This window comes from Aquimarina rhabdastrellae, assembly GCA_947387485.1.
Lineage (GTDB): Bacteria > Bacteroidota > Bacteroidia > Flavobacteriales > Flavobacteriaceae > Aquimarina.
Genome location: CANDNT010000001.1, coordinates 925208 through 952129, shown reverse-complemented (window position 1 = coordinate 952129; position 26922 = coordinate 925208). Strand labels below are relative to the sequence as shown.

The window sequence follows — 26922 nt, the reverse complement described above, 5'->3', positions numbered from 1 at the left end:
AAAAAAGATAGTTTGAGTAAATTTCGCCTTTAAAGTAGGAGCGAAGTGGAAGAGTATTTAAGTCAGCTAAATGAAGCGCAATATGCGCCAACAGTACATGTAGATGGACCCTTGATTGTTATAGCCGGAGCAGGATCAGGAAAAACAAGGGTATTGACCTATCGTATAGCATATTTAATGCATAAAGGTGTCGATCCATTTAATATCTTATCATTAACATTTACCAACAAAGCAGCTCGTGAAATGAAAGCACGTATTGCTACAATTGTAGGTCAAAGTGAAGCTAAAAATCTATGGATGGGTACTTTTCACTCCATTTTTGCTAAGATTTTGAGAATGGAATCAGACAAATTAGGGTATCCTACAAATTTTACCATTTATGATACTCAAGATTCTCAACGACTGATTGCTTCGATTATTAAAGAGATGGGATTAGACAAAGATGTATATAAATACAAGCAAGTACAATCTAGAATCTCTTCTTATAAAAATAACTTGATCACAGTTAACGCCTATTTTAATAATCCTGAGTTGGTAGAGGCTGATGCAATGTCAAAAAAGCCTAGATTAGGTGATATTTATAAAAATTATGTAGAGCGTTGTTTTAAAGCAGGAGCAATGGATTTTGATGATTTATTATTAAAAACCAATGAGCTCTTAAATCGTTTTCCAGAAGTTCTGGCAAAATATCAAAATAGATTTAGATATATCTTAGTAGATGAGTACCAGGATACAAATCACTCGCAATATTTAATTGTAAAAGCATTATCAGATAAGTTTCAGAATATTTGTGTAGTAGGAGATGATGCACAGAGTATTTATGCTTTCCGTGGTGCCAATATCAATAATATCTTGAATTTTCAAAAGGATTATGATGGCGTAAAGATGTATCGTTTGGAACAAAATTATAGATCCACTCGTAATATAGTAGAAGCAGCAAACTCTATTATAGATAAAAATAAAACTAAGCTAGACAAAGTTGTATGGACAGCTAATGATTATGGACCTAAAATTGTTGTAAATCGACTGATTACAGATGCAGATGAAGGAAGGTTTGTAGCGAGTTCTATTTTTGAAACACAAATGCGAGAGCAGATGGGAGCTGGAGAGTTTGCGGTTTTATATAGAACAAACTCTCAATCTCGTGCGATTGAAGATGCCTTGCGTAAAAGAGATATCAAATATCGTATTTATGGAGGACTATCATTTTACCAGCGTAAAGAAATTAAAGACATCATTGCGTATTTAAGATTGATTATCAATCCTAAAGATGAAGAAGCTTTAAAACGTGTAATTAATTATCCTGCAAGAGGTATAGGTGCTACTACAGTAAATAAACTTATCGTAGCTGCAAATCATTATGGAAGATCTATTTTTGAGGTAATCGAAAACATAGATCGTATTGATCTTAAAATCAATACAGGTACCAAAACACGTTTACAAAATTTCATGACAATGATTCGTACGTTTCAAATAGCAAACGAATCACAAAATGCCTTTGAAGTAGCCGAAATGGTTGCTAAAAAAACAGGATTAGTGTTAGAACTTAAAAAAGATAATACACCAGAAGGTATTGCCAAAATTGAGAATATAGAAGAACTTCTTAATGGGGTTAGAGATTTTGTTGAAGGTCAAAAAGAAGTAGCTGATCAAACGGGATCGTTAACCGAGTTTCTTGAAGATGTAGCATTGGCAACAGATCTAGACCAAGATACAGGAGATGACGATCGTGTAGCGTTAATGACGATACATTTATCCAAAGGATTAGAATTTCCTCATGTGTATATTGTAGGAATGGAAGAAGAATTATTTCCTTCTGGAATGAGTATGAATACGCGTAGTGAATTAGAAGAAGAACGTCGATTATTTTATGTGGCATTAACTAGAGCAGAAAAGAAAGCATATCTTACATATACCTTGTCAAGATATCGATGGGGAAAGCTTGTTGATGCAGAACCTAGTCGTTTTATAGATGAGATTGATGATGCGTATCTAGATTATATGACTCCTATGGAGCGTAAATTTAGACCAGTTGAGAATTTTGGTGAAATAGACAAAAGTAAATTACGACTTAAAAAACCAACAACTAGTGGTACACCACCACCATCTCATAAACCTACAGAAGAACAAATGAGGAAATTGAGAAAGATTAGACCTACTGGTCCAACTTCTAGTAAAGCAGCAACAATACCTCAACATGGATTAGTAGCGGGAACTATGGTAGAGCATATGCGTTTTGGTATAGGAAAAGTGGTGAAAATAGAAGGAGTAGGACAAGATCAAAAAGCTGAAATTAATTTTAATTCAGGTGGATTGAAAAAGCTATTATTACGTTTTGCTAAACTTAAAATCATAGAATAAGAAGATTTTAATAAAAAGATATAGATAAAGCCCAAGAACTAGTTCTTGGGCTTTATTTTTTTACAAAAACATAAAATAACTTGTAAGTTTGAGTGTTGTGTAAAGTCTAAAAAAGAGATTAAAACATACAAGAATTAAAAATCAGAATTAATAAAAAGACAATGGACAACAAACAAACGTTATTTGAAAGGATAGGGGGAATGGAAGCTGTAAATGCAGCAGTAGAGATATTTTATAAAAAGGTATTAGAAGACGAAACGATTAGTCATTTTTTTACTAATACAGATATGAAAAAACAATTAGCAAAGCAAAAAGCTTTTTTAGCTTATGCTTTTGGAGCTCCATTAGCTTATACTGGAAAAAACATGAGAGATGCACATGCACATATGAAATTAAATGAAGCACATTTTAATGCCGTTGCTAATCATTTGGTATCGACATTACAAGAACTAAATGTAGCTCAAGAGTTGATAGATGAAGTTGTTGAGATTGCACTATCTACCAAAGATGATGTATTAAATAGAAAACCTACAGAAACACCTGCTGTGTAAAATAAAAGTAAGAAGATAATAAAGGGATGTATCATGATGCATCCCTTTTTCAATTAGATGAAAAACCCTTAAAAACAGCCGAATACTGAAAGAATTCAAAAAATAAACTTATATTGAGCGTATTAAAAATTCCCTAGAATGAAATCTCTTATTATTACCGTATTATTACTATGTACTAGTTCTTATATAACTGCTCAATCAAACGAAAATCAATTATTAAAAGATCAATGTAATTGTATTGAAGAAATAGCAACAACAATTACAATTACAGAACAATATGATCAATTAATGGACTGTGCATTACAATCGTATAAAAAACATAAAAGTTATACAGATGAAATCGTTAGAGCGTATTTTCGTAAAGATGAAATTAACGGAAAAGATGTTTTAAAATATCATGAAGAGGTAGTAGAGGAGTTAATGATTAAATCATGTAAACGATATGATATGATCATTACACAGTTATTAAATGCTAAGCAATAAATAAAATTAACAAGTAAAAAGTAAAATAAAAAAAGGGAATCTATAAAGGAAAGCGTATCTTTATAAGAGCAAAGAAAAATTTAAGTTAGATGATATGGCGCAGTTGATTAAACTTTATGAAGAAAACCCAAACCCCAAACAAGTCCAAAAAGTAGTTGATATACTTAAAAATGGAGGATTAGTTATTTACCCTACCGATACTGTATATGGATTAGGGTGTGATATCACTAATAATAGAGCATTAGAACGTATTGCAAAAATAAAAGGGATAAAACTAGCTAAAGCTAACTTTTCGTTTATCTGTAAAGACCTTAGTAATTTATCAGACTATGTAAAGCAAATAGATAATAGTACGTTTAAATTATTGAAACGGACTTTACCAGGACCATATACTTTTATTTTACCAGGAAGTAATAATTTACCTACAGTATTTAAAAAGAAGAAAACGGTAGGGATTCGTGTACCAGATAATCAAATTTGTAATAGTATTGTTTCTGAATTAGGAAACCCTATAGTATCTACATCAATTTATGATGAAGATGAAATAATAGAATATACAACTGATCCCGAACTTATTTTTGAAAAATGGGAAAAACAAGTTGATCTTGTAATTGATGGAGGATATGGAGGAAATATACCATCTACGATAGTAGACCTTACTTCGAGTGAACCTGTATTGATAAGAGAAGGAAAAGGTGATGTATCTATTTTATAAACAAACTAATTAAGAACTCTATAAAGGATAATCATAACACCTATCAAGGCAAATAAAAGTGCTGATTTTTCACTTTTTAATTCTTTTTTTGCCAAGTAAGCAGCGATACTACCTGTAATAAAAGCAACTGAACCACTAGAAATAATCAACCAAGATTGAGTTGTTTTAAACATAAAAATGCTGAATAAAGCAGTAATAGCAGCTATTGAAAGTAAAGTGATTCTCATAAGATTTTAATAAAAGACAAATAAAGTAAAAAGCCATCAAATATTAATATTTGATGGCTTTTTACTTTATTAATTAACTAATTACTTAGCTTTTTTCATTCCTTCTTCGATCAAATTATAGAATTGATCTAATTTAGGTAAAACAACAATACGAGTACGTCTGTTTGAAGCTCTATTCTCTTTTGTATCGTTATTTGCAACTGGTATATAATAACTACGTCCAGCAGCAGTCATACGTTTAGGATCTACTCCAAAATCATTTTGTAATACACGTACTACAGCTGTAGCTCTTTTTACACTAAGATCCCAGTTATCCAATAAAACTTTGTTTTTAATTGGTACATTATCAGTGTGACCTTCAACTAAGAATTCGATATCTGGTTTATCGTTTACTACTTTTGCAACTTTACCTAAAACTCCTCTAGCTTTTTTGGATACAGTAAAACTACCACTCTTAAATAAAAGCTTATCAGAAATAGATACATATACTACACCTTTCTCAACATTAACTTGAATGTCATCATCGGCTAAATTACCTAAAGCTCCTTTTAAACTAGTTACTAGAGCTAATGTAACAGAGTCTTTTTTGTTGATAGCATCATTCATGGTCTTGATTTGTAAATCTTTTTCCTTGATGCTCTCTAAAGAACGTTCTAAGTTTTCTGCTTCCTTTTTAGATAATGTAGCTAAATCTCCTACGTTATTAAGTAACGAAGCATTAGTATTTTTCAAGTTTTTAATTTGATCTTCTAGAGACTGTACACGAGCAGAGTTTCCTGCTTTTTCTTCTAAGCAACTGTTTAATTTTACAGTAGCAGTGTTTAATAAATCTTGTGTTTCCTTCTGTTTTGCTTCAAGCTCTGCAAATTTCTTTTGCGATACGCAAGAAGATAATACAATAGCTATAGAAGCCCCAATAATCATTACTTTTTTCATTTCGAAAATTTATTTTAATCTAAGATTGTATAGTATATAACTCAAAATTATTAAAAATATGACGGATCATGACTGCGTTAACATTAATTTAATCGCATAAAAAGCTAAAATAATTCAGTATACTTCTTTTTTTGAAATACAAAGTATTGTAATACAATTGATTTGGGTTGATGCACTCTTTTACGTTTAGGTATGCTTTTTCGTTTATTTAACATTTGTAAGAAATACCTATAAAAACTAAAGTGAGCTTTTAAAATAGCCCAAATATGATTGAACTTACCTTTACTTAAGAATTGAACTGCGGCTAATCCATCTAAAAGTAGTCGCAAAAATACAAAACCTAAATATTTTTTACTAGCAACATTCTTAACTATTACGAATAAACTATTTCTAAAATTCAAAAATGTCTTTTTAGGATGCATAGCATCAAGTGTGGCTCCACCTACATGATAAACTGTAGACGTTCCTACATAAAGCAATTGATATCCATAATTTTCTATACGCCAGCATAGATCAATCTCTTCTTGATGAGCAAAAAAATCTTCATCAAATTTACCTACTTGATTAAAAACATCTTTTCTAACAAATAAGCAAGCGCCACTAGCCCATTGTATAGGAATAGTATCATTATATTGCCCTGTATCAATTTCGAGCGTATCAAAAACACGACCTCTACAATAGGGATATCCCAATTGATCTATAAAACCACCTCCAGCACCAGCATATTCAAAATATGTCTTGTTTTTGTAATCTAATATTTTGGGTTGAACTGCTCCGATTGTTTGATCTTTTTCAAAAGTAGCTTGTATAGGAGAAAGCCAATTAGGAGTAACTTCTATATCACTATTTAATAGACAAAATATATCGGCATCTACATGTTTTAAGGAATCATTATAACCTTTGGCATAGCCACCATTAATAGTATTTTTAATAATTTTTATTTCTGGATAATTCACTGTTACAAAAGCAACAGAATCGTCTGTAGAATTATTATCTGCAACATATACAGTTGCTTCTTTTGAATATGAAACTACAGCAGGTAAAAACTTTTTAAGTAAGTCTTTTCCATTCCAATTTAATATAACAACAGCTATTTTCAATAGAGTAAACTTAAAGTGATGAATAATTAGGGATTTCTCTTAAAAAATGATAACATTCTTGTTCAAAATCCATTTGACAATAATAATGAGAAAGCCCATTAGTAACCATTAAATAATCGGCATGCAAGCTAAGGTTATATCGAGCAATTTGATCAAAAGTATCTTGTGATATAGTAACTTTAGGCGCTTTACATTCAATAATGATATGAATACGTCCATCGGGATGAAAAACGATAATATCATAACGTTTTTGCATACCGTTTACATCCACTTTTTTTTCTACATTAATTAAACTTTTAGGATAGTTTTTTTCATGCATTAAAAAATTAACAGTATGCTGTCTCACCCATTCTTCTGGTGTAAGAATGATAAATTTTTTACGTATAGGGTCAAAAATGGAAGTTTTATTTTCGCTATTTTTGAACCTAAAATTGTATGCGGGAAAATTGAGATTTTGCATGCCACAAATTTGATGATTTTTTTTGAATGGATGAAGTAAAGAATATTGTAAGTGATATTAAAAACGGAAATATAAAACCTATTTATTTTTTGATGGGTGAAGAACCGTACTACATAGATAAAATAACAGACTATATTGATAGTAATGTTTTGCGTGAAGATGAAAAAGGATTCAATCAAATGGTGTTATATGGTCGTGATGTAAGTATAGATGATATTGTATCAAATGCTAAACGATATCCTATGATGGCAGAACGTCAAGTAGTGATTGTTAAAGAAGCTCAAGAATTATCTAGAACTATTGAAAAATTGACGGCTTATGCAGAAAATCCTCAACCTACGACGGTTTTGGTAATGTGTTATAAGTATAAGAAAATAGATAAACGTAAAAAGCTATATAAAGCCGTAGCTAAGAGCGGAGTTATTTTTGAAAGCAAACGATTATATGAAAATCAAATTGCAGATTGGATAACAAGAGTATTAAAAGGTGCTCAATACTCGATCGAACCTAAAGCATCACAAATGCTAGTAGAGTTTCTGGGAACTGACTTAGGGAAAATTAATAACGAACTAGACAAGTTAAAACTGATTCTACCTCAAGGTTCTCAAATCACAGCAGATGCAATTGAAAAGAATATAGGAATTAGTAAAGACTTTAATAATTTTGAGTTACGTAAAGCTGTAGGAGTAAGAGATATTGTTAAAGCACATCGAATAATCAATTACTTTGCACAAAACCCTAAAGATAACCCTCTTGTCGTAACCATAGCATTACTATTTTCATATTTCTCTCAAGTATTACAGTACCATGGATTAGCAGATAAGTCTAAAGGTAGTGTTGCTAAAGCCTTGAAAATTAACCCATATTTTGTGAGTGATTATGCTGAAGCAGCTCGAAATTATCCTATGAAAAAAGTGAGTCAGATTATAGCATTACTTAGAGAGGCTGATATAAAAAGTAAAGGAGTAGGAGCGGCCAATCTTCCAGCAGGAGATGTATTGAAAGAGTTGTTAGTTAAAATAATGGGGTAGTTGAGTTTATAATGATAAGTTACAATAAGGCTCAAGAAAAAGATAGAGATTTTCTTGTACAATTAAGAAAACAAACAATGGAATCGCTGTTAGAAGCAGCAAATATTTTTTTAACTGAAGAAGAACATAGCGCACGCATAGATAAGTATTTTAGTGATACCTATGTTTTGGTAATAGAAAACCAAAAGATAGGGATGATAAAGTACATAGAAAATGATGATGAGGTTGAATTAGTGCAATTTCAGATTTTACCAGATTATCAGCTAAGAGGAATAGGAAAGAAAGTGCTTGATTATTTAAAAGAAGTAACATTAAGTAAAAAGAAAATGTTAGTACTAAAAGTATTAAAAAATAATCCAGCAAGAAATTTATACGAGCGTAATGGTTTTGAGATAATAGGAGAAGATGACATAGAGTTTTTAATGAAATGGAAACCATAAAAAAAACAGCGTGTTTATTTTAAACACGCTGTTTTTTTTAGTAAGAGGATAGTTTATTTTAAACTACCTACCATATCTTCAGGTTTAACCCATTCGTCAAACTCTTCTTCGGTAACATAACCAAGGGCAATTGCTTCGTGTTTTAGTGTAGTACCATTTTGATGTGCAGTATTTGCAATCTCAGCAGCTTTATAATATCCTATTTTTGTATTTAAAGCAGTAACAAGCATTAAAGAGTTATTTAATAATTCAGTAATACGTTGTTGGTTAGGTACAATTCCAGAAGCACAGTGAACATCAAAAGAAACACAAGCATCACCTATTAATTGAGCACTTTCTAATAGATTAGAAGCCATAACAGGTTTAAATACGTTCAATTCAAAATGTCCTTGCATTCCACCTACGTTAATAGCAACATCGTTACCCATTACTTGAGCACAAACCATTGTTAGTGCTTCACATTGTGTTGGGTTTACTTTTCCAGGCATAATAGAACTACCAGGTTCATTAGCAGGAATGATAAGTTCACCAATACCACTACGAGGTCCAGATGCTAACATACGAATATCGTTTCCTATTTTATTTAAAGAAACAGCGATTGTTTTTAATGCACCATGAGTTTCAACAAAAGCATCGTGTGCGGCAAGTGCTTCAAATTTATTTTCTGCAGTGATAAAAGGAAGCCCAGTAAAATCAGCGATAAATTCTGATACGCGTTTTGCATATCCTTTAGGAGTATTAAGACCAGTTCCTACGGCTGTTCCCCCTAAAGCTAATTCCTTTAAATGAGTTAACGTATTTTCAAGAGCTTTTAATCCATGATCTAATTGAGAAACATATCCAGATAATTCTTGACCTATAGTAAGCGGAGTAGCATCCATAAAATGCGTACGACCAATCTTAACTACATTTTTAAATTCTTTTGCTTTTTTATCTAGAGTGTTACGCAATTGTGTAATTCCTGGAATAGTCACTTCTACAATTTTTTTGTAAGCAGCAATATGCATTCCTGTAGGAAAAGTATCATTTGATGATTGAGATTTATTTACATCATCATTAGGTAACAAAGTTTTTTCACCTTCACCAATTACATTACCTGCCAATTGATGAGCGCGGTTAGCGATAACCTCATTGACATTCATATTACTTTGAGTACCAGATCCTGTTTGCCATATCACTAATGGAAATTGATCATCGTGCTTTCCTTCTAAGATTTCATCACAAACTCGAGCAATTAAATCTCTTTTTTCAATAGGAAGAGCTCCAAGTTCACAGTTAGTGTAAGCAGCAGCCTTTTTTAAATAAGCAAAACCATATACAATCTCTAATGGCATAGAAGCTGGAGCGCCTATTTTAAAATTGTTTCTAGAACGTTCGGTTTGTGCTCCCCAAAGCTTATCAGCTGGAACTTGCACTTCACCCATAGTGTCCTTTTCTATTCTGAATTCCATAATTGGATAATTTATTTTTTTCGAAGAACAAATTTAAGAATTTATGTAGCTATAGATGACTTTTTTTATGAATTCTTTAGCAGTTAATTTAACTATAGATAAAGAATGAAAAATATTATAATTATGTTATGAGATATTGTTAAGAGTTGCTATCTTTGGCAAAAAATATTAATTAACGCATATTATGTTTGAATTTGATCAGTATTTAGGATTTTTAGCATTCTTAACTATCCTTACTATAGGATTTTGGTTATTGATTTTCTTAGCAACTTTTGTAATTCCTTACTGGATTGGAGGAGCTTTGATTGAAAATTTCAAATTAAAAAGAGAAGCAAAACGTAAAGAAAACGAATAAAAGTTCTTTTTACTAAGATATATATGAGAGGGAATCTAATTTAGATTCCCTTTTTTATTTTCTATGCTTGTTGGTTTTATATTTCATTCCTAAGCTAATTAATTTTAGACTATGCTCTCGATAGACCTATAAAAGAATGTCGAATAACGAATATCCAACATTGAATATAGAAATTTTAGATAGTCAGAAAAATAGCTTTCTGTAGTCTATAGTTATATAGTTTATGTTGAGAATCTTTTTTATGTTTTGGACTCAATTCAATTTATACCTTTTTGATAATAACTTTTCATTTATAAAAAAACAACAATTGCTCTTGATTCGTAGTAAACGATGTAATAAGAAAATATAATGGATCAGTCTCAAAAGTTGTGGGTGAATTAAAATATAATAATGAATGTCGAATATATAGTTAAGATTAACGATAGTTGATTTTAGATTAATTTGATCGTGGAGTCGAAGTAACGAATTTCACTCAAAACTAACCAATTTATTATTATTTATTACTTAAAAAAAACATTTTAGCTTTATTAAGCTTATTCTTTTTTGCATCGCCCAAAAAAGAATCAAAAAAGTCTAGGCTTACGAAACCATAGCTAAATTTATTATTCGGAAGCTAAACTTAAGACAAACTCGTTTGCGCTCAAACAGTCCAAAGTTTTTAACGCTTCTCTCATTGCAAATTTTACGCTATACTTTCGATAGGCCGATTGATATTTAATGAATATCGAATGTAGATTAACGAGTTTTGATTTTAGATTTATACTTATCACAAGGCTTGTCTGTTCACTAGCACAGTCGAAGTGACAGTACCCAAAAACTACCTAACTAATCAAACTCCACAACAAAAAAACTTTTAAATTTTAGATTCAATCCCACTCATCTCTCATCGCTAATCACTCGTTACTTATACAAAAACACAACAATTGTTCTTGATCCATTTTGTTTTTGACCCGTTTTAATACGTATTGAAAAAGGATTAATGACAGAATAACGCCAAAGAAAAAACCTTGGAAATTGCTTTCCAAGGCTTTTTTTTAAAAGTTAAATTTTTGGGAATACCCAATTGATGAGTATTGTTAAAGAAAAACAATGTTTTTCTTCTAGATAAATTCATCAAGTAAACAGAAACTATAACCCCCATTAAAGTATACTGTTTAATTTTAACTTTATTGATGCCCTCTAAATTTAAAATGTATTGATTGTGTAATTAAAAATTTAGCTACTCCAATATTAAGATGTTTTTACAGATTTTCGGTTTGTTTTAACCTCATGATTTTTACGGTATGACCATATTTTATGTTAAAAAAAACTTAAAAAACGTTAACGAAAATATAATTTACGGTTTAACCATTGAATGATTCTCAATTATCCATCTTTTTATCTTGTTTTTTTAAAGAATAATTCAATTAAAAAACTAAAATAATGAGCAATGTTTTGTTTGTTTGTTAAAAAGATGAGAAAAATGTTTTTTATATAGCGCTGTTATGATGATCACGAAAAGTTTAAATTCGTGCTTGATATGTATAGAGATCATGATATCTACCTTGTGTTTTGATGAGTGAATCATGATTTCCCTGTTCTACAATATGACCATTTTCAATTACTAGAATTTGATCAGCTTTTTTAATGGTGCTTAGGCGATGAGCAATAACAAATGTTGTTCTACCTTTAATAAGTTCATTAAGACTTTTTTGGATTAAAGCTTCACTTTCTGTATCTAGATTAGAAGTTGCCTCATCAAGTATTAATACTTTAGGATTTGCTAATATAGCTCTTGCTATAGCTATACGTTGACGTTGTCCTCCAGAAAGTTTAACACCTCGTTCACCTATCAACGTGTCTAAACCTTTTTCAAAGCGATCTGTAAATTCGTTAACATATGCTGCTGTAATAGCATTTTCTAACTCTTGTACTGTAGCGTCAGGTTTTGAGAACATAATATTTTCTCGAATAGTTCCTTCAAATAAAAATTCATCTTGTAAAACCAACCCTAAAAATTGTCTGTAGCTATTTAATTTTACTTCGGCCAAATTAACACCATCAATAGTTATTTCTCCTTGATTAGGGGTCAAAAATGTAGCTACCAGACTAGCGATGGTAGATTTACCAGAACCAGAGCTACCTACTAAAGCTGTAACGGATCCAGAAGGAGCGTTAAAACTTATACCATGGAGTACGTTTTTATCGTCCTCATAAGCAAACGAGATATTGTTAAAAGAGATATCACCTTTAATATTATTTAATGCTATAGTACGATCTCCAAGCTCATTTTCTGGAGTCATCGCCATAAGTTCTTGAGTACGATCTAATCCTGCCAAAGCTTCTGTAAGTTGTGTTCCTATGTTACTCATTTGTACTATAGGAGCAATCATAAAACCAAGAAGCATAGTGAATTCTAGGAATTGACCAGAAGTTAGAGATTCGTCTATCATATAATAACCACCAATTCCCATAATACCTACAGTAGCTAAACCTAATAAGAAGGTAGAAGAGCTCATGATTAGAGCATTAGCGGTTAGACTTTTCTTGACGTTTTGAAATAAACGATCAGCACCTTCTTCAAATAAACTATTTTCTTGAGATTCTGCATTAAATCCTTTAATTACTCGTATTCCGTTAATAGTTTCGGTAAGTCTACCTTTTACTTCAGCATTAATTTTTCCGCGATTTCTAAAAATAGGACGAATAAATTTAAAAGCCTTCATAGCTACAAGAGCAAAAATACTAACAGGGACCAAGACAAATAAAGTCATAGATGTACTTATTCTTAATAATAGAACAAGTGATGCAATAGCAGTAACAGTACCTCCTACAAGTTGTACTAATCCAGTACCAATTAAGTTGCGAACACCTTCAACATCACTCATGATACGAGATACTAGACCTCCAGCTTTATTATTATCGAAGAAACTTATGGGTAAAGAGAGTACTTTTTTTTGGACTTCGACTCTAAGTTCAGAAATAAGGTATTGCGCTTGTACACTTAAAATTTTAGTTAGTAAAAAGGATGTAATAGCTTGTACACTAATAGCTCCAATAACAATAAATAATAAATTTTTAAGCATGGTATAATCCTTATTGATTACAACATCATCCAGAAGGTATTTTGAAGATATAGGTAGGACTAAACCAGCAGTTTTACTAATCACGATTAATAATAAGCCAATCATTACGAGTCCTTTTCTAGGCCAAATAATGGTTTTAAAAGCGTGTTTAAGAGATACTTTCTTTTTAGGAGTATCGTTGGTAGTATCTTGAAATGATCTCATGAATAGGGGTTAAGAAATGGTTATACTATAGGTTGCAGCAGATGATGTTTTGGGAGGTAAAGTTAAAATTCCTTTTTTATCATTTAAATTTTGATTGTGTTCTTCATGATCAGCTATTCCTAACCATGGTTCAATACATATATAAGGAGCATTAGGTTTTGCCCATAAACCTAAAAACGAAAAATCTTCAAAGTTCATAGATAATACCTTACCAGATTTTTTACTTATCAAATCAATCTTTCTTGACGATAGCGTATCAAATATTAAGGCATCATTATTAAACAATGCGTTATGTAGAGGTAATTGATTACTTTGTGTTAAAACTCGTTTATGATCATTTGATAATAAACCTGCATCACTTAATAGAATAGTATCTAATGTTTCGTTATGTTCAAAAGCTAGATAATAATCGTCATAAACTTCTTCTGGAGTTAGAGGACAATTAAATGCTGGATGTCCACCCAAAGAGTATAATAATGTTTGTGTATCTAGATTGATTACATCTTGTTTAATGGCCAATGTTTTACCTATAAGTGTATACGTGATTTTATATTCAAATTTAAAAGGATATTGTTCTAAGGTCTTATTAGAATACAATAACGAAAAACATAGCGAATTAGATGTCTTTGAAGATAAAGAGATATCAGAATTGTATCGTATAAAACCGTGTTTTGGTAATGAATATTCTTTATTATCAAATAGGTATGTATTGTTTTTTAAAGCACCTACAATAGGAAATAAATTAGGAGCATGATTAGCCCAGATGTCAGGATGAGCTTGCCATATATATTCTTGATTCGATTCAAGGTTAATTATACTACATAGTTCGGCTCCTATTGATTTTACCTGTACTTTTAAAAAATCATTTTGAATAGTATGGATCATAAGTAAAATAGAATTGAAACAACTTAGAAAAAGAACATCAAAAATAGAAGATTAATTCTGAAAGTTAATGAGAAAATAGAAAAAGTAAAAAGCCCTATTCATCTTGAATAGGGCTTTTTCATAAAAAAATATTATTCAATAAAATTAGATAACTCTAACGTTTACTGCATTTAATCCTTTTTTACCTTCTTTTAATTCAAATTCTACTGCATCGTTTTGTTGCACTTCATCGATTAAACCAGAGATGTGCACAAAATACTCATTTCTTGTTCCATCTTCGACTATGAAACCAAATCCTTTAGAATCGTTGAAAAATTTTACCGTTCCGTTTTTCATCTGTTATTTTAATAATTGTTCAAAACTAACACTTATTTATGTGGAATGCTATTTTATGACTAAATAATTAAGAAATAAAATAAAATACTATATAAAAATAGCTATAATGCATTAATTATAGTGATTAGACATAAGACTAGAAAAAATTAACGTCTTTTCTTTTTGTTGTTTTGATGTTTGTCACCTCTTGTTTTAGGTTTTTTATATTTCTGCTCTATTTTTCTTCGATAAGAACCTCCTTGATTTGTCTTCTGGTTCTTTTTGCTTTTTTCATGAAAAGCAGCTCCAGGTGCATCCTCGTCGTTTTTGTTTCGCTTTAAAGGATTATTGATTTCCTTAATTTTTGGGCGTTCTTCTGGAGTGAGTTCTTGAGAAACTTCTACCTCTTCTGGAAAAGCTATTTGAGGAATAGACATGTCCATAAGTTGTTCAATATTTTCTAAAAATGCTTCTTCTTTAGTAGTAGTAAATACAAGAGTGCTACCTTCTTTTTCTGCACGACCTGTTCTACCTATTCTATGCATATAATTTTCTGGATATGCAGGAGTATCCATATTGATTACTTGACTAACACTATCTATATCAAGTCCCCTTGCCATAACATCGGTAGCAATAAGAATACGATTATCACCCTCTTCAAATTGACGAATGCTACGCAAACGATAATTTTGTGTTTTATTAGAGTGAATTACACAACATTCGTCAGGAAATTGTTGCTCTAAAGCTTCAAAAAGACGATCTGCCATTCGTTTATTACTAACAAATATTAACGTTTTATGATAAACTTCGGCGTCTTGTAATAAATGTATTAATAGATTTACTTTAGTATAAAAATTAGGAACCTTATATCCCGCTTGTTTAATATTGTCTAAAGGAGTTCCGCTTGCCGCAACAGAAATACGTTTTGGATTTTTAAATGTATCAGTAATCATAGCCTCAACATCAGCAGTCATAGTAGCCGAAAACATAATGTTTTGTCGTTGTTGAGGAAGAATATCAAAAATATTTATCAATTGATGTCTAAAACCTAAATCCAACATTACATCAACTTCGTCAATTACCAATTTCTGAATTGATTTTAGCTGTAAAGCTCTACTTACAGCTAGATCGTATAAACGACCAGGAGTTGCCACTATAATATCTAATCCTTGAGCAACAGCCTTTTTTTGAGTATTGATATTAGTACCACCATATACTCCAGTGACTCTAACATTAATATAAGTAGCTAGTTTTTCGATTTCATCAACAACCTGAACTACTAATTCTCTAGTAGGAACTAGAATAAGTACTCTAGGATTTAATTGTGTAGAAAATTTAAGAGATCTTAATATGGGTAGCATATAAGCATAGGTTTTACCTGTACCAGTTTGAGCTATACCTACAATATCACTCCCTGACATGACTACAGGAAATGCTTTTTCTTGAATAGGAGTAGGTTGTTTAAAACCTAAATCTTCTAAGGCGTTATATAAAGGTGTACTTAAGTTTAAATCTTGAAATGTCACTTTTGTATAGTTTTTATCAGTCGCAAAGTTAGCCTTATTTTGTGACTGTTTCCATTTTAATTACATTTGACGCCGAAAAGACCCTAGATTTATTAAAAATTAAACAACTTATAAGTGTAATTGTATGAAAAAGATTCTTGCTTTTGCAGGCTCTAATAGTAGCAATTCTATAAATCACCAGTTTGTGAATTATGTTGCATCACAATTTAGAGAAGAGTTCAAAGTAAAAGTGATGAAGCTAGTTAACTATCCTATCCCCATGTATAGCGAAGATGAGGAACAAAAAGGATTTAGTGGGATGTTATTGGGACTAAAGCATGAAATATCAGAAGTAGATGCTTTAATCATCTCTGTTAACGAGCATAACGGAAGTTTTAGTGCATTTTTTAAAAATGTATTAGATTGGTTATCGAGAGTGGATCGTAACTTTTTAAAAGGAAAGAAAATTTTATTAATGAGTACTTCTCCAGGAAAGAGAGGAGGTATCATGGCTTTGGATTATGGAAAAATGGTTTTACCAAGATTTGGTGGAGAAATACTACAAAGTTTTAGTTTTCCTTTATTTTACGAGAATTTCTCTGCAGAAAATAATAATGTAGAAAATGAAGTTTTGGCTATGGGATTAAAAGAAGTAATAGAAACATTTTCTCATCAAATTCAGATTGATTAGTGCGAAGCACCAGAAAATTTAATATAAATACTCCAGTAGCTTTTAAAGAGCAACTAGTACAATGGGCACAGCAATTTGAAGAAGTTGTATGGTTAGATTCCAATGATTATCAGCAACATTATTCAAGTTATGATGCTATTCTAGCAGTTGAAGCTTTTACAGCTATTAAAACAGATGAAAAACAAGCTTTTGAAAAGCTTGCCGAATATCAAGAAACTACTGCCGATTGGATTTTTGGATACTTATCATATGATCTTAAAAATGATGTAGAAGCTTTAGTTTCAAAAAATAAAGATGGATTAGCGTTTCCAGAACTGTATTTTTTTCAACCTAAAAAAATATTTCTTTTAAAAGAGAATGAGTTGGAAGTTCAGTATCTCAATATGGTAGCAGATGAAATTGAAATAGATTTTCAAGAAATCACAACTATAGATTGTACTAGAAAGCTTACACCTACAGAGCGTATAAAGATAAAGTTAAGCCTTACAAAAGATGTGTATTATCAAAAAATAAATAAGGTATTAGAACATATCCATAGAGGAGATATTTATGAAGCAAATTTTTGTCAGGAATTTTATGCAGAAGGTTCCGCTATTAATCCATTAGCAACATATAAACATCTAAATGCGATATCGAGACCACCGTTTGCAAGTTTTGTGCGATTAGACGAACTGTATATTTTGTCTGCATCACCAGAACGCTATATCAAAAAAGAAGGAAATAAGATTGTATCTCAACCTATAAAAGGTACAGCAAAAAGGGCAGCTAATATAGAAGAAGATAATGCTATAAAGTTTCAGTTAGAAAAAGATCCAAAAGAAAGATCAGAAAATATTATGATTGTTGACTTAGTGCGAAATGACCTTTCAAAAACAGCAACAAAAGGTAGTGTAACTGTAGAAGAATTATGTAAGATCTATACTTTTGATCAAGTGCACCAAATGATTTCAACAGTAACTTCAACTGTGGATTCGAATGTGAAGCCTGTAGAAATTATTAAAACAACATTTCCAATGGGAAGTATGACAGGAGCACCAAAGATCTCGGCAATGGAAATTATTGAAGATGTAGAAGAGACAAAACGAAGCATATACAGTGGCGCTATAGGGTATTTTACTCCTAATAATGATTTTGATTTTAATGTGGTTATAAGGAGTATTTTATATAATGAAAATAAAAAATATGTATCTTTTTCTGTAGGAGGAGCTATAACAGCAAAATCTATTCCCGAAAAAGAATACGAAGAATGCTTGTTAAAAGCAAAAGCAATGCGAGAAGCATTAGAAAACTAGAAAAGTTTATATTTGAGATTAAGTGTAGATGCAATGGAGATACCTCAAGCTAAATTAGAAACAGCATTTGAAACACATATAGCAAAAGAACTTCCTTTTTTGAAGGAAGAAAAACTTTTGATAGCATGTAGTGGAGGTATAGATAGTATGGTGTTAACTCATTTATGCCAGAGTATAAAATTAGACATAGCACTAGCACACTGTAATTTTAAATTAAGAAATAAAGAAAGTGATGGAGATGAAACATTTGTAAAAGCATATGCAAAACAATATCAAATACCGTATCATTCCATTACATTTGATACAGAAAAATATGCTCAAGAAGAACAGCTATCAATACAGATGGCTGCAAGAGCATTACGATATAATTGGTTTGAACAATTAGCTATACAAAATAACTATATGTATGTATTCACTGCGCATCACGCAGATGATAATCTAGAAACATTTTTGATCAATTTATCTAGAGGAACAGGTATAGAAGGACTTACAGGAATACCTCAAGTTAATAAGAAATATATAAGACCATTATTACCTTTTTCTAGAGTAGATATTGAACAGTTTGCATTAGAAAAAGAGATACATTGGAGAGAAGATAGTAGTAATAGTGTTACTAAGTATGTGCGAAATAAACTTAGACATAACGTAATTCCTGAGTTTAAAACAATAAACCAGAATACACTTCAAAACTTCAATAAAACCATACAGCATTTACAGCAATACGCGGCATTTACAGAGAAACAATTAGCTCGTATTAAAGCAGAAATATTTAAAAAAGCAGAAGAAAAATCTAATGTATATACAATTTCGCTTAAAGCTTTAAAAGAATATGATATAAGTGAAGGAGACCTGTATTTTGTTTTTAAAGATTATGGATTTACTTCTTGGATAGAAATAGAAAATTTGATTAAAGCCCAATCTGGGAAACAAATTTTTTCTGCAAGCCATAGATTACTTAAAGATAGAGCGGTATTATTACTAATGCCTCTGAGTAATGAAAGTAAAAAAGAAAAAGCACTTGAAATTGAGCTTAATAAAAAAGAAGTAAGCTTAGAAAGAGGGCTATTAAAAATAGAAGAGGTCGAGGAGATTGATGTAAAAAATAAAAATACGATCTATATTGATAAAGATAAGTTAAAATCATCATTAAGTGTAAGGAAATGGAATAATGGTGACTATTTTTATCCTCTTGGAATGCAAGGAAAAAAGAAATTGAGTAAGTTTTTTAAAGACGAAAAATTATCCTTGATAGCCAAAGAAAATGTACAATTGTTATGTGATAAAGACCAAATCATATGGGTGATAGGTCATAGAGCAGATAATAGATATAAAATAACAACCCAAACCAAACATATATTACGAATCATATGGATCGAATAAAATATTATGTTACTATAATAACAATTTTATGTGTATCGTTTTTAGGAAATGCACAAATATTTAATCCCGTTGAATGGAGTGCATCATTAACTCAAGAAGATGAGGAAACATATATAGTAACTTTTAAGGGAGAAATAGAAGACGAATGGCATGTGTATTCTATGCATGAATATCCAGAAGATGCGATAGCTCCGATACCATTATCTCTTGGGTTTACTGCAAAAGATAGCCTTTATACATTAGTAGGAAAAGCTATAGAAAGTAAAACAAAAACAAGTTATAATGACACTTTTGAATTAGATGAGACCTATTTTGTTCACGAAGCAATAATCAAACAAAAAGTAAAATTAACAGATGCTCAAACAACGCAGATTAAAGTTGAAATGGAGTATCAAGTTTGTAAAGAAGTTTGTTTAAGTGAAGTAGCTTATTTTATTTTTGATTTAGAAAAGAAGACGGGAAGCGTTGTAGATGCTGCTGTTTTTGAAGGAAAGAAGGAAGAAACAGAACAAATAAAAATAATAGAAACAGATAACTTCCCTGTACAGGAAGATAATATTATATCCGAAAGTAATTCGACTGAGACTCCTGAGCAACAAAAAGGAATCTGGACGATATTTATTATAGCATTTTTCTCTGGATTTGCAGCTTTATTGACACCATGTGTATTCCCAATGATACCAATGACAGTGAGTTTCTTTACAAAACAGAGCAAAAATAGAGCAGTAGGAATTCGCAATGCATTTTTATATGGATTCTTTATTATATTAATCTATGTAGTACTAGGAGGAATAGTAACAAGGATTTTTGGAGCAGAATATTTAAATGAATTATCAACTTCTGTAGGATTCAATCTTATTTTCTTTGTTCTATTGATTGTTTTTGCAGCATCATTTTTAGGAGCATTTGAGATTATGTTACCTAATTCTTGGGCAAATAAAGTAGACAGACAAGCAGATAGAGGAGGTATTATAGGGATCTTTTTTATGGCACTAGCGTTAGCTATAGTATCTTTTAGTTGTACAGGACCTATAGTAGGTACTTTACTAGTAGAAGCAACATCAAAAGGAGGTATAGCCCCTATTATGGGAATGCTAGGATTTTCTTTAGCCTTAGCTATTCCATTTATGCTTTTTGCAATGTTTCCAGGATGGATGAATTCGTTGCCTAAAAGTGGAGGATGGTTAAATACAGTAAAAGTAGTATTGGGATTCTTAGAGTTAGCATTTGCATTTAAATTCTTATCAAATGCAGATTTAGTATTACAATTACACTGGCTAGAACGAGAAATGTTTTTGGCAATATGGATTGCAGTATTTGGTATATTAGGATTTTATTTATTAGGAAAAATACGTTTACCACATGATTCACCAATAGAAAAGATTAGTGTAGGTAGATTATTTATGGCTATAGTAACATTTGTTTTTACAATTTATTTAATTCCAGGATTATGGGGTGCCCCATTAAAATTAATAAGTGGATTTCCACCACCATTAAGTTATAGTGAATCTCCTCAAGGAATAGGTGTTTCGTATCCAGTATCAAAAGAAGCTCTACCAGAAGGAGCTAAATATGCAGAACATAATATCGTAGCATTTACAGATTATCAACAAGGATTAACCTATGCAAAAAAAGTAGGAAAACCTGCGTTAATTGATTTTACAGGATTTGCTTGTGTAAACTGTCGTAAAATGGAAGAAAATGTATGGGTAGAAGATAAGGTATTACAACTATTAAAAAATGATGTAGTTTTAATTTCTTTATATGTGGATTATAAAGAAGAATTACCAGAATCAGAACAATATATTTCTGAAACTACAGGAAGAAAAGTAAAAACTATAGGAAATAAATGGAGTGATTTTCAGATCAAGAAATATAAAGCAAATGCACAGCCATATTATGTAATGATTGATCATAATGAAAATAATTTGTCATCTCCTGTAGGTTATACACCAGATGCAAAAGAGTTTTATCAATGGTTAAAACAAGGAGTTAATAAATTTAAATAATTAAGAAATAGGTTAAAAGAGTAAGGAATCAGTTAAAAAGCGACTGAATTAACGAAAAATAACTTAACCTAAAGATGACAATTGATAAATTACAAATTTCACAATGTTTCCCTTTTATTGAAGCTGATTTAAAAAAAGAAATTATAGCTCATGGCGAAATAAAAAACGTGCCAAAAGGAGAATACGTTGTAAGACAAGGAAGCTATTTAAGTTTTTTGCCTATAATTTTAGATGGATTGATTAAAATGTATGCCGAAGAAGATGAAGTAGAATTTTTATTATATTACATCTATCCAAATCAAAGCTGTATTTTAAGTTTCAACCATTTATTTCATCAAGAACCAGTACGCTTTTCAGCAAAAACAGAAGAAGATACCTCTGTATTGTGTTTACCCATTAATAAAGTCAAAGAATGGTTTATTAAATATCCATCTTTTACTCGTATAGTGCTCAAAGATTTTCAACGTAATTACGAAGATCTTTTAAATACGACAAAACAGATTGTTTGTTATAAAATTGAAGATAGATTAATTGGTTATTTAAAGAAAAAAGCAAAGCTAAAAAAGACCAGAGAAATACAAATTTCACATAAACAAATAGCTTCAGATTTGGGAACCTCTAGAGAAGTCATTTCAAGAATAACTAAAAAGCTACAATCTTCAAATTGGTTAATACAACATAAGGGACATATAGAACTAACACAAGTTCAGATATAGAAAAATTTAAGAAATATAAAAGGGCATTTGAATCTTTCAAATGCCCTTTTTTTATGGTACTTACAAGCATTTTTTAATTTTATAGTTAACATTTTTTTAACAGTCTTAAGTAACTTTTATCACCGTGATTCAGTAATGGATAAATATATATTTGTTGAAAAGAAAAATAAAAAATTGACTATGAAAAAAACAATGTTAAGTGCTTTTGCAGTACTTTCAATTCTCGCTTCTTGTAGCGATGATGACGATGCGGTAGCAGTAGTACAACCAGACGATCAAGGAGAAGTTGCAAATGTTGTATTAAATGAGGTACAATATAGAGGAACTGATCAAATCGAGATCTTAAACAAAGGACAAGAAGCTGCTGATCTTAACGATTTTTGGCTATGCTTAGGACCAGGAAACTATCAAAGAATAGGAGATTTAACACCGATTAGTGGAAATACAACAGTTCCTGCTGGAGGATTTGTAGTATTACCTATGTCTTTACCGGATACCGAAGGTGGAATAGGATTATATGCTACAAACGAATTTACCAATGCAGATGCTATAGTAGATTTCGTTCAATACGGAGCAGCAGGAAGCCCTAGAGAAAGCGTTGCAGTAGCAGCAGGATTATGGACTGCAGGAGAATTTGTACCAGAAGTTACTAGTGATAATCACAGTATTATTTTTGATGGAGATGGTAATGGAGCTGCAAATTGGGCAGAGACAACAACTCCTACTTTTGGAGCGGCTAATATGTTAATGGCACCAGTGCGCTCTGTCGTATTTAATGAAGTAAACTATGGAGAAAATAAATTAATAGAATTATATAATAAAGGAAACGTAACAGTTGACTTAGATCCATATTGGTTATGTTTAGGTCCAGGACAGTATATTCAGATTGAGAATATTACACCAGAAAGCGGAAATAAACAATTAGCTCCTGGAGAATTTTTAGTGTTAAACTGGAATGAATTAGGAGATAGCGAAGGATTAGGATTATATTCTAATAATAGCTTTGGTAGCTCAGATGCAATTATAGATTTTGTACAATGGGGAGCATCAGGAAGTGCTAGAGAAAACGTAGCTGTTGGAGCTGGAATTTGGACAGCTGGAGAATATGTACCTAATGTAGCATTAGGAAGCTATAGTATCGCTTATGATGGAGAAGGAGATAGTGCTTCAGATTGGGAACAAGATGAAACACCAACTTTTGGAAGTGAAAACTCAGCAACGGATAACTTAACAACTTTTGTTGTAACAATTAAAAACGAGATTAATTATTTAGCAACTCATGTATTTAATACGCCAGACGGAGCAAGCTCTCCAGGGCCATTAACAACTACAGGAGCAAGTTATTCTATACCTTTTAAAGCACAACCAGGAGCTAAGCTTAGTTTTGCTACAATGAGTGCAATGACAAATGATTGGTTTTTTGCCCCTAATGGAGAAGGAGTTACTTTATTTGATAGTAGCAACCAACCTATCACAGGAGATATTACTAGCCAAATCTATTTATGGGATGGAGGAACAGAAGAAGAAGATCCTTCAACAATAGCAACAGAACCAGACGGTATGACTGCTGGTGATCCAGATGATGATAATACAGTGAGAATTCAAACATTAGATGTAAGTTCATATGCTAGTTTTGAAATAGAATGGGATGCTGCTAATAGCCAATTTATATTGAAGATTACAAGAACTGATATGGGAATTATTACACCAGGATTAGTAGTATTACACGCACAAGATAATCCATTATTTACAGAAGGAGAGCCTGATAGAGGTGTAGGTTTAGAAAGAATTGGAGAAGCAGGAGTGCCAACAGAATTATACAACTGGTTTAATGAAACAGGTTCACAAGGAGCTCCATTAAGATTAGCTACAGCGATTAGTGTACTATCACCAGGATTAGTATATGCTTTTAATACAAATCAGGATCCATGGTTTACTCAAGGAGAAGATGCTAGACCAGCAAGCGGAGTAGAAGAAGTTGCAGAAGATGGTAATAACCAAGTTGCGATCGATTATTTAGAAGGATTAGGATTACCTGTTGTAGGTAGTGACCAAACAGCACCAGTAGGACCAGGAGAAAGCTTAACATTTACAATTCAAGTGCCACAAGGACAAGAATATAAATTAGGATTTGGTACAATGGTAGTACAAACTAATGATTGGTTTATTAGTTATAACAATAACGGAGTAGCATTATTTGATGCAGATGGTGTACCGTTCTCTGGAATGTCAAGTAGTAGTCAAACCTATTTATTTGATGCCGGTACAGAAGAAGATGAAGCAGTAGGATTTGGGATGTATCAAGCACCAAGACAAAGTGGACCAAATATGGGGCCAGCAGATTCAAATACCACTATTAGAAGAGTAGGTAGTATAGAAGATGTTCAATTCGGTAAAGGAGTAATTAATAGTGCTCCAGGTGTTACTTGGTTAGGTGATCCAAGAGGAGGATACAACTTTGTAAGTATTGACGTACAACCACAATAAAATCACTAATGATTTTTAAGATGGTTTAAGATAAATATTTTTGGGGATGAACTGGTTAGTTCTATAGCGAAAAGACCTTTGCTTTATTAATAAGTAAAGGTCTTTTTATGTATATAAAACATTAGTAATTATAAAAAGATTCCTTTTTCCATGAATAATCATTTTGTAAACTATATTTTTCATGAAGATGAGATCGAACTGAAGATGTATCTATAAATTCCATAACCATAGGAGTAACTAAATAACCGCCCCAATATTCTGGTCGAGGAATGGATTTGTTTTTAAATTGGCGATTATAGTGTTCTAGACGAGAAGTTAATACTTTTTTTGAAGAGAGAGTTTCACTTTGCTTAGAAGCCCAAGCACCAAGTTTACTTCCTTCTGGGCGACTATCAAAATAACCATCAGATAAGTTTGAAGCTATTTTGGTTGTTGTACCTTGAATAATAACTTGCTTATGTGCTTTTCTCCAATCAAAATGAAGACTTACTTTATCATGATGAGTTATGGCAATTCCTTTTTCGCTAGTATAGCTTGTAAAAAATGTAAAACCATCCCAAGCAAAACGTTTGAGTAATACAATTCTATTTTTGGGATAACCGTCAATACCAATAGTAGATAATGTCATGGTATTAACTTCTACTATAGAATTATGTTGTTCTACTTTATAAAACCATTGCTGAAAATGTTGCATTGGATTGTGATTTACATCAAAAATATCATCATGCATAGTAGAGAAGAATTTAAAAATGTAAATATGAACGATAGAAATAAGATGAGGTATGATGAATATCATTTGAAATAAAAGAAGTAAGACTATATAAGATATGGTCTTACTTCTTTATATATTAACTACAATTAAATAGCTAAAAAAATAGCTATTTAATAACAATACTGAAAAATATAATTATAGCACAAAACTATGATCAACTAGTATATTTTTATATGATTTATGTCATAGTTTTAAAAACGAATTAAAGGAATAAAATTAAATAGCGATTTGTTCTCCCATTTTAATAACAGTTTCAAATCCCATTTGAGTATTAGCTATAATATCTTGATTGAATTGAATAGTATCTTTTTCAAAAAATAAAACCAAAGTAGATCCACCAAAGGCAAAGTATCCTTTTTCATCACCTTTTTTGATTTTAGCATCAGCAGTATAAGTTTGAATAATACTACCTACCATAGTAGCACCAACTTCAGAAATAAGAATTGAACCATGTTCTTCTGTTTCTAAGGTACTGTATGTTCTAATATTTTGACAAAATAGATCCAAGCTTTTACGAAGTGCCAGAGGAGAAACAGAAAAATAATGACCATTGATTAATGTAGTAGCAGAAACAGTTCCTGTAGCAGGAAAATGAAATCTATGATAATCAACAGGAGCTAATCTTATAATGGTCATAGCACCATCTTTATAACGTTGTGCTAGAGTATTATTATTTAAAAAACTATCAACAGTAAATTTTGTGCCTTTTATAAAAAAAGATTTTACATCTTTTAAGGACTGAAAGGCTACAATTTTTCCATCAGCTGGAGAAACAATACCTTGAGCAATAGGTCTAGCCTCAGGCTTAATTTTTCTATAAAAGAAATCATTAAAAGTTTGAAAACCATTTGATGGACAAATGTATTCGTTCATATCCATTTTATATTGAGAAATAAAAGGAGCAATCTTTTTTTGAGAAGCTTTTGAATTCATGTACCACCCCCCAATAACAGAAACTATTTTTCGTTTAAATAAAAGATGTAAAGAAATTTTTCCAAAAATAGTTCCGTATAAAAAACTTAACATTTTAGAACTTGGAGTTTGTTCTTTTATTTTCTCCCCAGTTTTTCTATCAATAAAAATAATAGAATCCATCAATTTCTATTTTTTGAGGTTATTAAAAGGTATTATAATGGATAAAAGTACTACTAACTTAGATATTAAGTTAAATAAAACACTAAAAAAAATAAAATTTAAAAAGTTTAAAAAAAATAGTGTTGATTTTTAAGTAGCTGAGAATCTTTAAAAAAGAAATAATAATAGCTTAAAAAATAATTAATAAAGCAAAAGAGTAATGTCTTGTTTAAGAAGGTGTTAATGTTTTGTTTTTATACTTATATGGTCATTATCTATTATAAGTTTTAATTATTTGTAAAAAAAGAAGTGATTATGTTAATTTATTTGATATAAATGAAGTTGTTTACTTTTTATGTTAAATAAAAAACGTTAAATGATACTGTTTTATTATTAATTCGTTAAAATTATTATTTT

The 26922-nt window shown here is 31.0% G+C and carries 24 protein-coding genes; 13 read left to right on the top strand and 11 right to left on the bottom strand.

Annotated features, from left to right (window positions below):
* The first annotated feature begins 45 nt into the window (after positions 1-45).
* The 4 genes from ACYEKI_RS03795 (at position 46) to ACYEKI_RS03780 (ending at position 4110) form a co-directional block, all read left to right on the top strand.
* Positions 46-2361, top strand: coding sequence for an ATP-dependent helicase (locus ACYEKI_RS03795; RefSeq protein ID WP_459209833.1), 2316 nt, complete (start codon positions 46-48; stop codon positions 2359-2361).
* A 161-nt stretch (positions 2362-2522) separates the two neighbouring features.
* Positions 2523-2912 (top strand): group I truncated hemoglobin, encoded by a 390-nt coding sequence (locus tag ACYEKI_RS03790; RefSeq protein WP_459209832.1) that lies wholly within the window; start codon positions 2523-2525, stop codon positions 2910-2912.
* A gap of 138 nt (positions 2913-3050) precedes the next feature.
* Complete coding sequence (locus tag ACYEKI_RS03785; protein ID WP_459209831.1) at positions 3051-3395, top strand: hypothetical protein; 345 nt, start codon at positions 3051-3053, stop codon at positions 3393-3395.
* 94 nt (positions 3396-3489) lie between these two features.
* Positions 3490-4110 (top strand): L-threonylcarbamoyladenylate synthase, encoded by a 621-nt coding sequence (locus ACYEKI_RS03780; RefSeq protein ID WP_459209830.1) that lies wholly within the window; start codon positions 3490-3492, stop codon positions 4108-4110.
* A 5-nt stretch (positions 4111-4115) separates the two neighbouring features.
* On the opposite strand, the gene ACYEKI_RS03775 is transcribed toward ACYEKI_RS03780, so the two are convergent.
* The 4 genes from ACYEKI_RS03775 to ACYEKI_RS03760 form a co-directional block, all read right to left on the bottom strand.
* Positions 4116-4337: a hypothetical protein gene (locus ACYEKI_RS03775; RefSeq protein WP_459209829.1), complete on the bottom strand. Its 222-nt coding sequence runs from the start codon at positions 4335-4337 to the stop codon at positions 4116-4118.
* Positions 4338-4418: 81 nt separating this feature from the next.
* Positions 4419-5273: an OmpA/MotB family protein gene (locus ACYEKI_RS03770; RefSeq protein ID WP_459209828.1), complete on the bottom strand. Its 855-nt coding sequence runs from the start codon at positions 5271-5273 to the stop codon at positions 4419-4421.
* 104 nt (positions 5274-5377) lie between these two features.
* Positions 5378-6373, bottom strand: coding sequence for a glycosyltransferase family 2 protein (locus ACYEKI_RS03765; RefSeq protein ID WP_459209827.1), 996 nt, complete (start codon positions 6371-6373; stop codon positions 5378-5380).
* A 10-nt stretch (positions 6374-6383) separates the two neighbouring features.
* Positions 6384-6833: a type I restriction enzyme HsdR N-terminal domain-containing protein gene (locus ACYEKI_RS03760; protein ID WP_459209826.1), complete on the bottom strand. Its 450-nt coding sequence runs from the start codon at positions 6831-6833 to the stop codon at positions 6384-6386.
* A gap of 26 nt (positions 6834-6859) precedes the next feature.
* On the opposite strand from ACYEKI_RS03760, the gene holA reads away from it, so the two are divergent.
* A complete protein-coding gene (gene holA, locus ACYEKI_RS03755; RefSeq protein WP_459209825.1) occupies positions 6860-7864 on the top strand; it encodes a DNA polymerase III subunit delta in 1005 nt (334 codons plus the stop codon).
* 77 nt (positions 7865-7941) lie between these two features.
* Positions 7942-8304 carry a GNAT family N-acetyltransferase gene (locus ACYEKI_RS03750; RefSeq protein WP_459209824.1) on the top strand — a complete coding sequence of 121 codons (363 nt, stop codon included), beginning with the start codon at positions 7942-7944 and terminating at the stop codon, positions 8302-8304.
* A 53-nt stretch (positions 8305-8357) separates the two neighbouring features.
* On the opposite strand, the gene fumC is transcribed toward ACYEKI_RS03750, so the two are convergent.
* Positions 8358-9755 (bottom strand): class II fumarate hydratase, encoded by a 1398-nt coding sequence (fumC, locus tag ACYEKI_RS03745; protein ID WP_459209823.1) that lies wholly within the window; start codon positions 9753-9755, stop codon positions 8358-8360.
* 184 nt (positions 9756-9939) lie between these two features.
* Here fumC and ACYEKI_RS03740 point away from each other — a divergent pair, with 184 nt between their 5' ends.
* Entirely contained in the window at positions 9940-10110 is a 171-nt protein-coding gene (locus tag ACYEKI_RS03740) for a hypothetical protein (RefSeq protein ID WP_459209822.1), read from the top strand.
* 1502 nt (positions 10111-11612) lie between these two features.
* Here ACYEKI_RS03740 and ACYEKI_RS03735 read toward each other — a convergent pair.
* From ACYEKI_RS03735 to ACYEKI_RS03720, 4 genes are all read right to left on the bottom strand, one after another.
* Entirely contained in the window at positions 11613-13379 is a 1767-nt protein-coding gene (locus tag ACYEKI_RS03735) for an ABC transporter ATP-binding protein (RefSeq protein WP_459209821.1), read from the bottom strand.
* A 9-nt stretch (positions 13380-13388) separates the two neighbouring features.
* Positions 13389-14264 (bottom strand): aldose 1-epimerase family protein, encoded by an 876-nt coding sequence (locus ACYEKI_RS03730; RefSeq protein ID WP_459209820.1) that lies wholly within the window; start codon positions 14262-14264, stop codon positions 13389-13391.
* A gap of 144 nt (positions 14265-14408) precedes the next feature.
* Positions 14409-14600 carry a cold-shock protein gene (locus ACYEKI_RS03725; RefSeq protein WP_459209819.1) on the bottom strand — a complete coding sequence of 64 codons (192 nt, stop codon included), beginning with the start codon at positions 14598-14600 and terminating at the stop codon, positions 14409-14411.
* A 146-nt stretch (positions 14601-14746) separates the two neighbouring features.
* The gene (locus tag ACYEKI_RS03720; protein WP_459209818.1) at positions 14747-16105 is read right to left on the bottom strand and encodes a DEAD/DEAH box helicase; all 1359 of its coding nucleotides are present in this window, start codon (positions 16103-16105) and stop codon (positions 14747-14749) included.
* 124 nt (positions 16106-16229) lie between these two features.
* Here ACYEKI_RS03720 and ACYEKI_RS03715 point away from each other — a divergent pair, with 124 nt between their 5' ends.
* The 6 genes from ACYEKI_RS03715 (at position 16230) to ACYEKI_RS03690 (ending at position 24659) form a co-directional block, all read left to right on the top strand.
* Positions 16230-16775 carry an NADPH-dependent FMN reductase gene (locus ACYEKI_RS03715; protein ID WP_459209817.1) on the top strand — a complete coding sequence of 182 codons (546 nt, stop codon included), beginning with the start codon at positions 16230-16232 and terminating at the stop codon, positions 16773-16775.
* Complete coding sequence (gene pabB / locus ACYEKI_RS03710; protein ID WP_459209816.1) at positions 16775-18067, top strand: aminodeoxychorismate synthase component I; 1293 nt, start codon at positions 16775-16777, stop codon at positions 18065-18067. The genes ACYEKI_RS03715 and pabB overlap by 1 nt, the downstream gene beginning before the upstream one ends.
* 12 nt (positions 18068-18079) lie before the next feature.
* Entirely contained in the window at positions 18080-19447 is a 1368-nt protein-coding gene (gene tilS / locus ACYEKI_RS03705; protein ID WP_459209815.1) for a tRNA lysidine(34) synthetase TilS, read from the top strand.
* On the top strand, positions 19435-21456 hold the full coding sequence (locus tag ACYEKI_RS03700) for a protein-disulfide reductase DsbD family protein (RefSeq protein ID WP_459209814.1): 2022 nt from the start codon (positions 19435-19437) through the stop codon (positions 21454-21456). The genes tilS and ACYEKI_RS03700 overlap by 13 nt, the downstream gene beginning before the upstream one ends.
* A 74-nt stretch (positions 21457-21530) precedes the next feature.
* Positions 21531-22172: a Crp/Fnr family transcriptional regulator gene (locus ACYEKI_RS03695; RefSeq protein ID WP_459209813.1), complete on the top strand. Its 642-nt coding sequence runs from the start codon at positions 21531-21533 to the stop codon at positions 22170-22172.
* 180 nt (positions 22173-22352) lie between these two features.
* Positions 22353-24659 carry a spondin domain-containing protein gene (locus tag ACYEKI_RS03690; protein WP_459209812.1) on the top strand — a complete coding sequence of 769 codons (2307 nt, stop codon included), beginning with the start codon at positions 22353-22355 and terminating at the stop codon, positions 24657-24659.
* Between the two features lie 121 nt (positions 24660-24780).
* Here ACYEKI_RS03690 and pdxH read toward each other — a convergent pair whose 3' ends face one another.
* Both pdxH and ACYEKI_RS03680 read right to left on the bottom strand, forming a co-directional pair.
* Positions 24781-25389 (bottom strand): pyridoxamine 5'-phosphate oxidase, encoded by a 609-nt coding sequence (gene pdxH / locus ACYEKI_RS03685; RefSeq protein ID WP_459209811.1) that lies wholly within the window; start codon positions 25387-25389, stop codon positions 24781-24783.
* A gap of 258 nt (positions 25390-25647) precedes the next feature.
* Positions 25648-26526 (bottom strand): phosphatidylserine decarboxylase, encoded by an 879-nt coding sequence (locus tag ACYEKI_RS03680; protein WP_459209810.1) that lies wholly within the window; start codon positions 26524-26526, stop codon positions 25648-25650.
* Between the last annotated feature and the right edge of the window lie 396 nt (positions 26527-26922).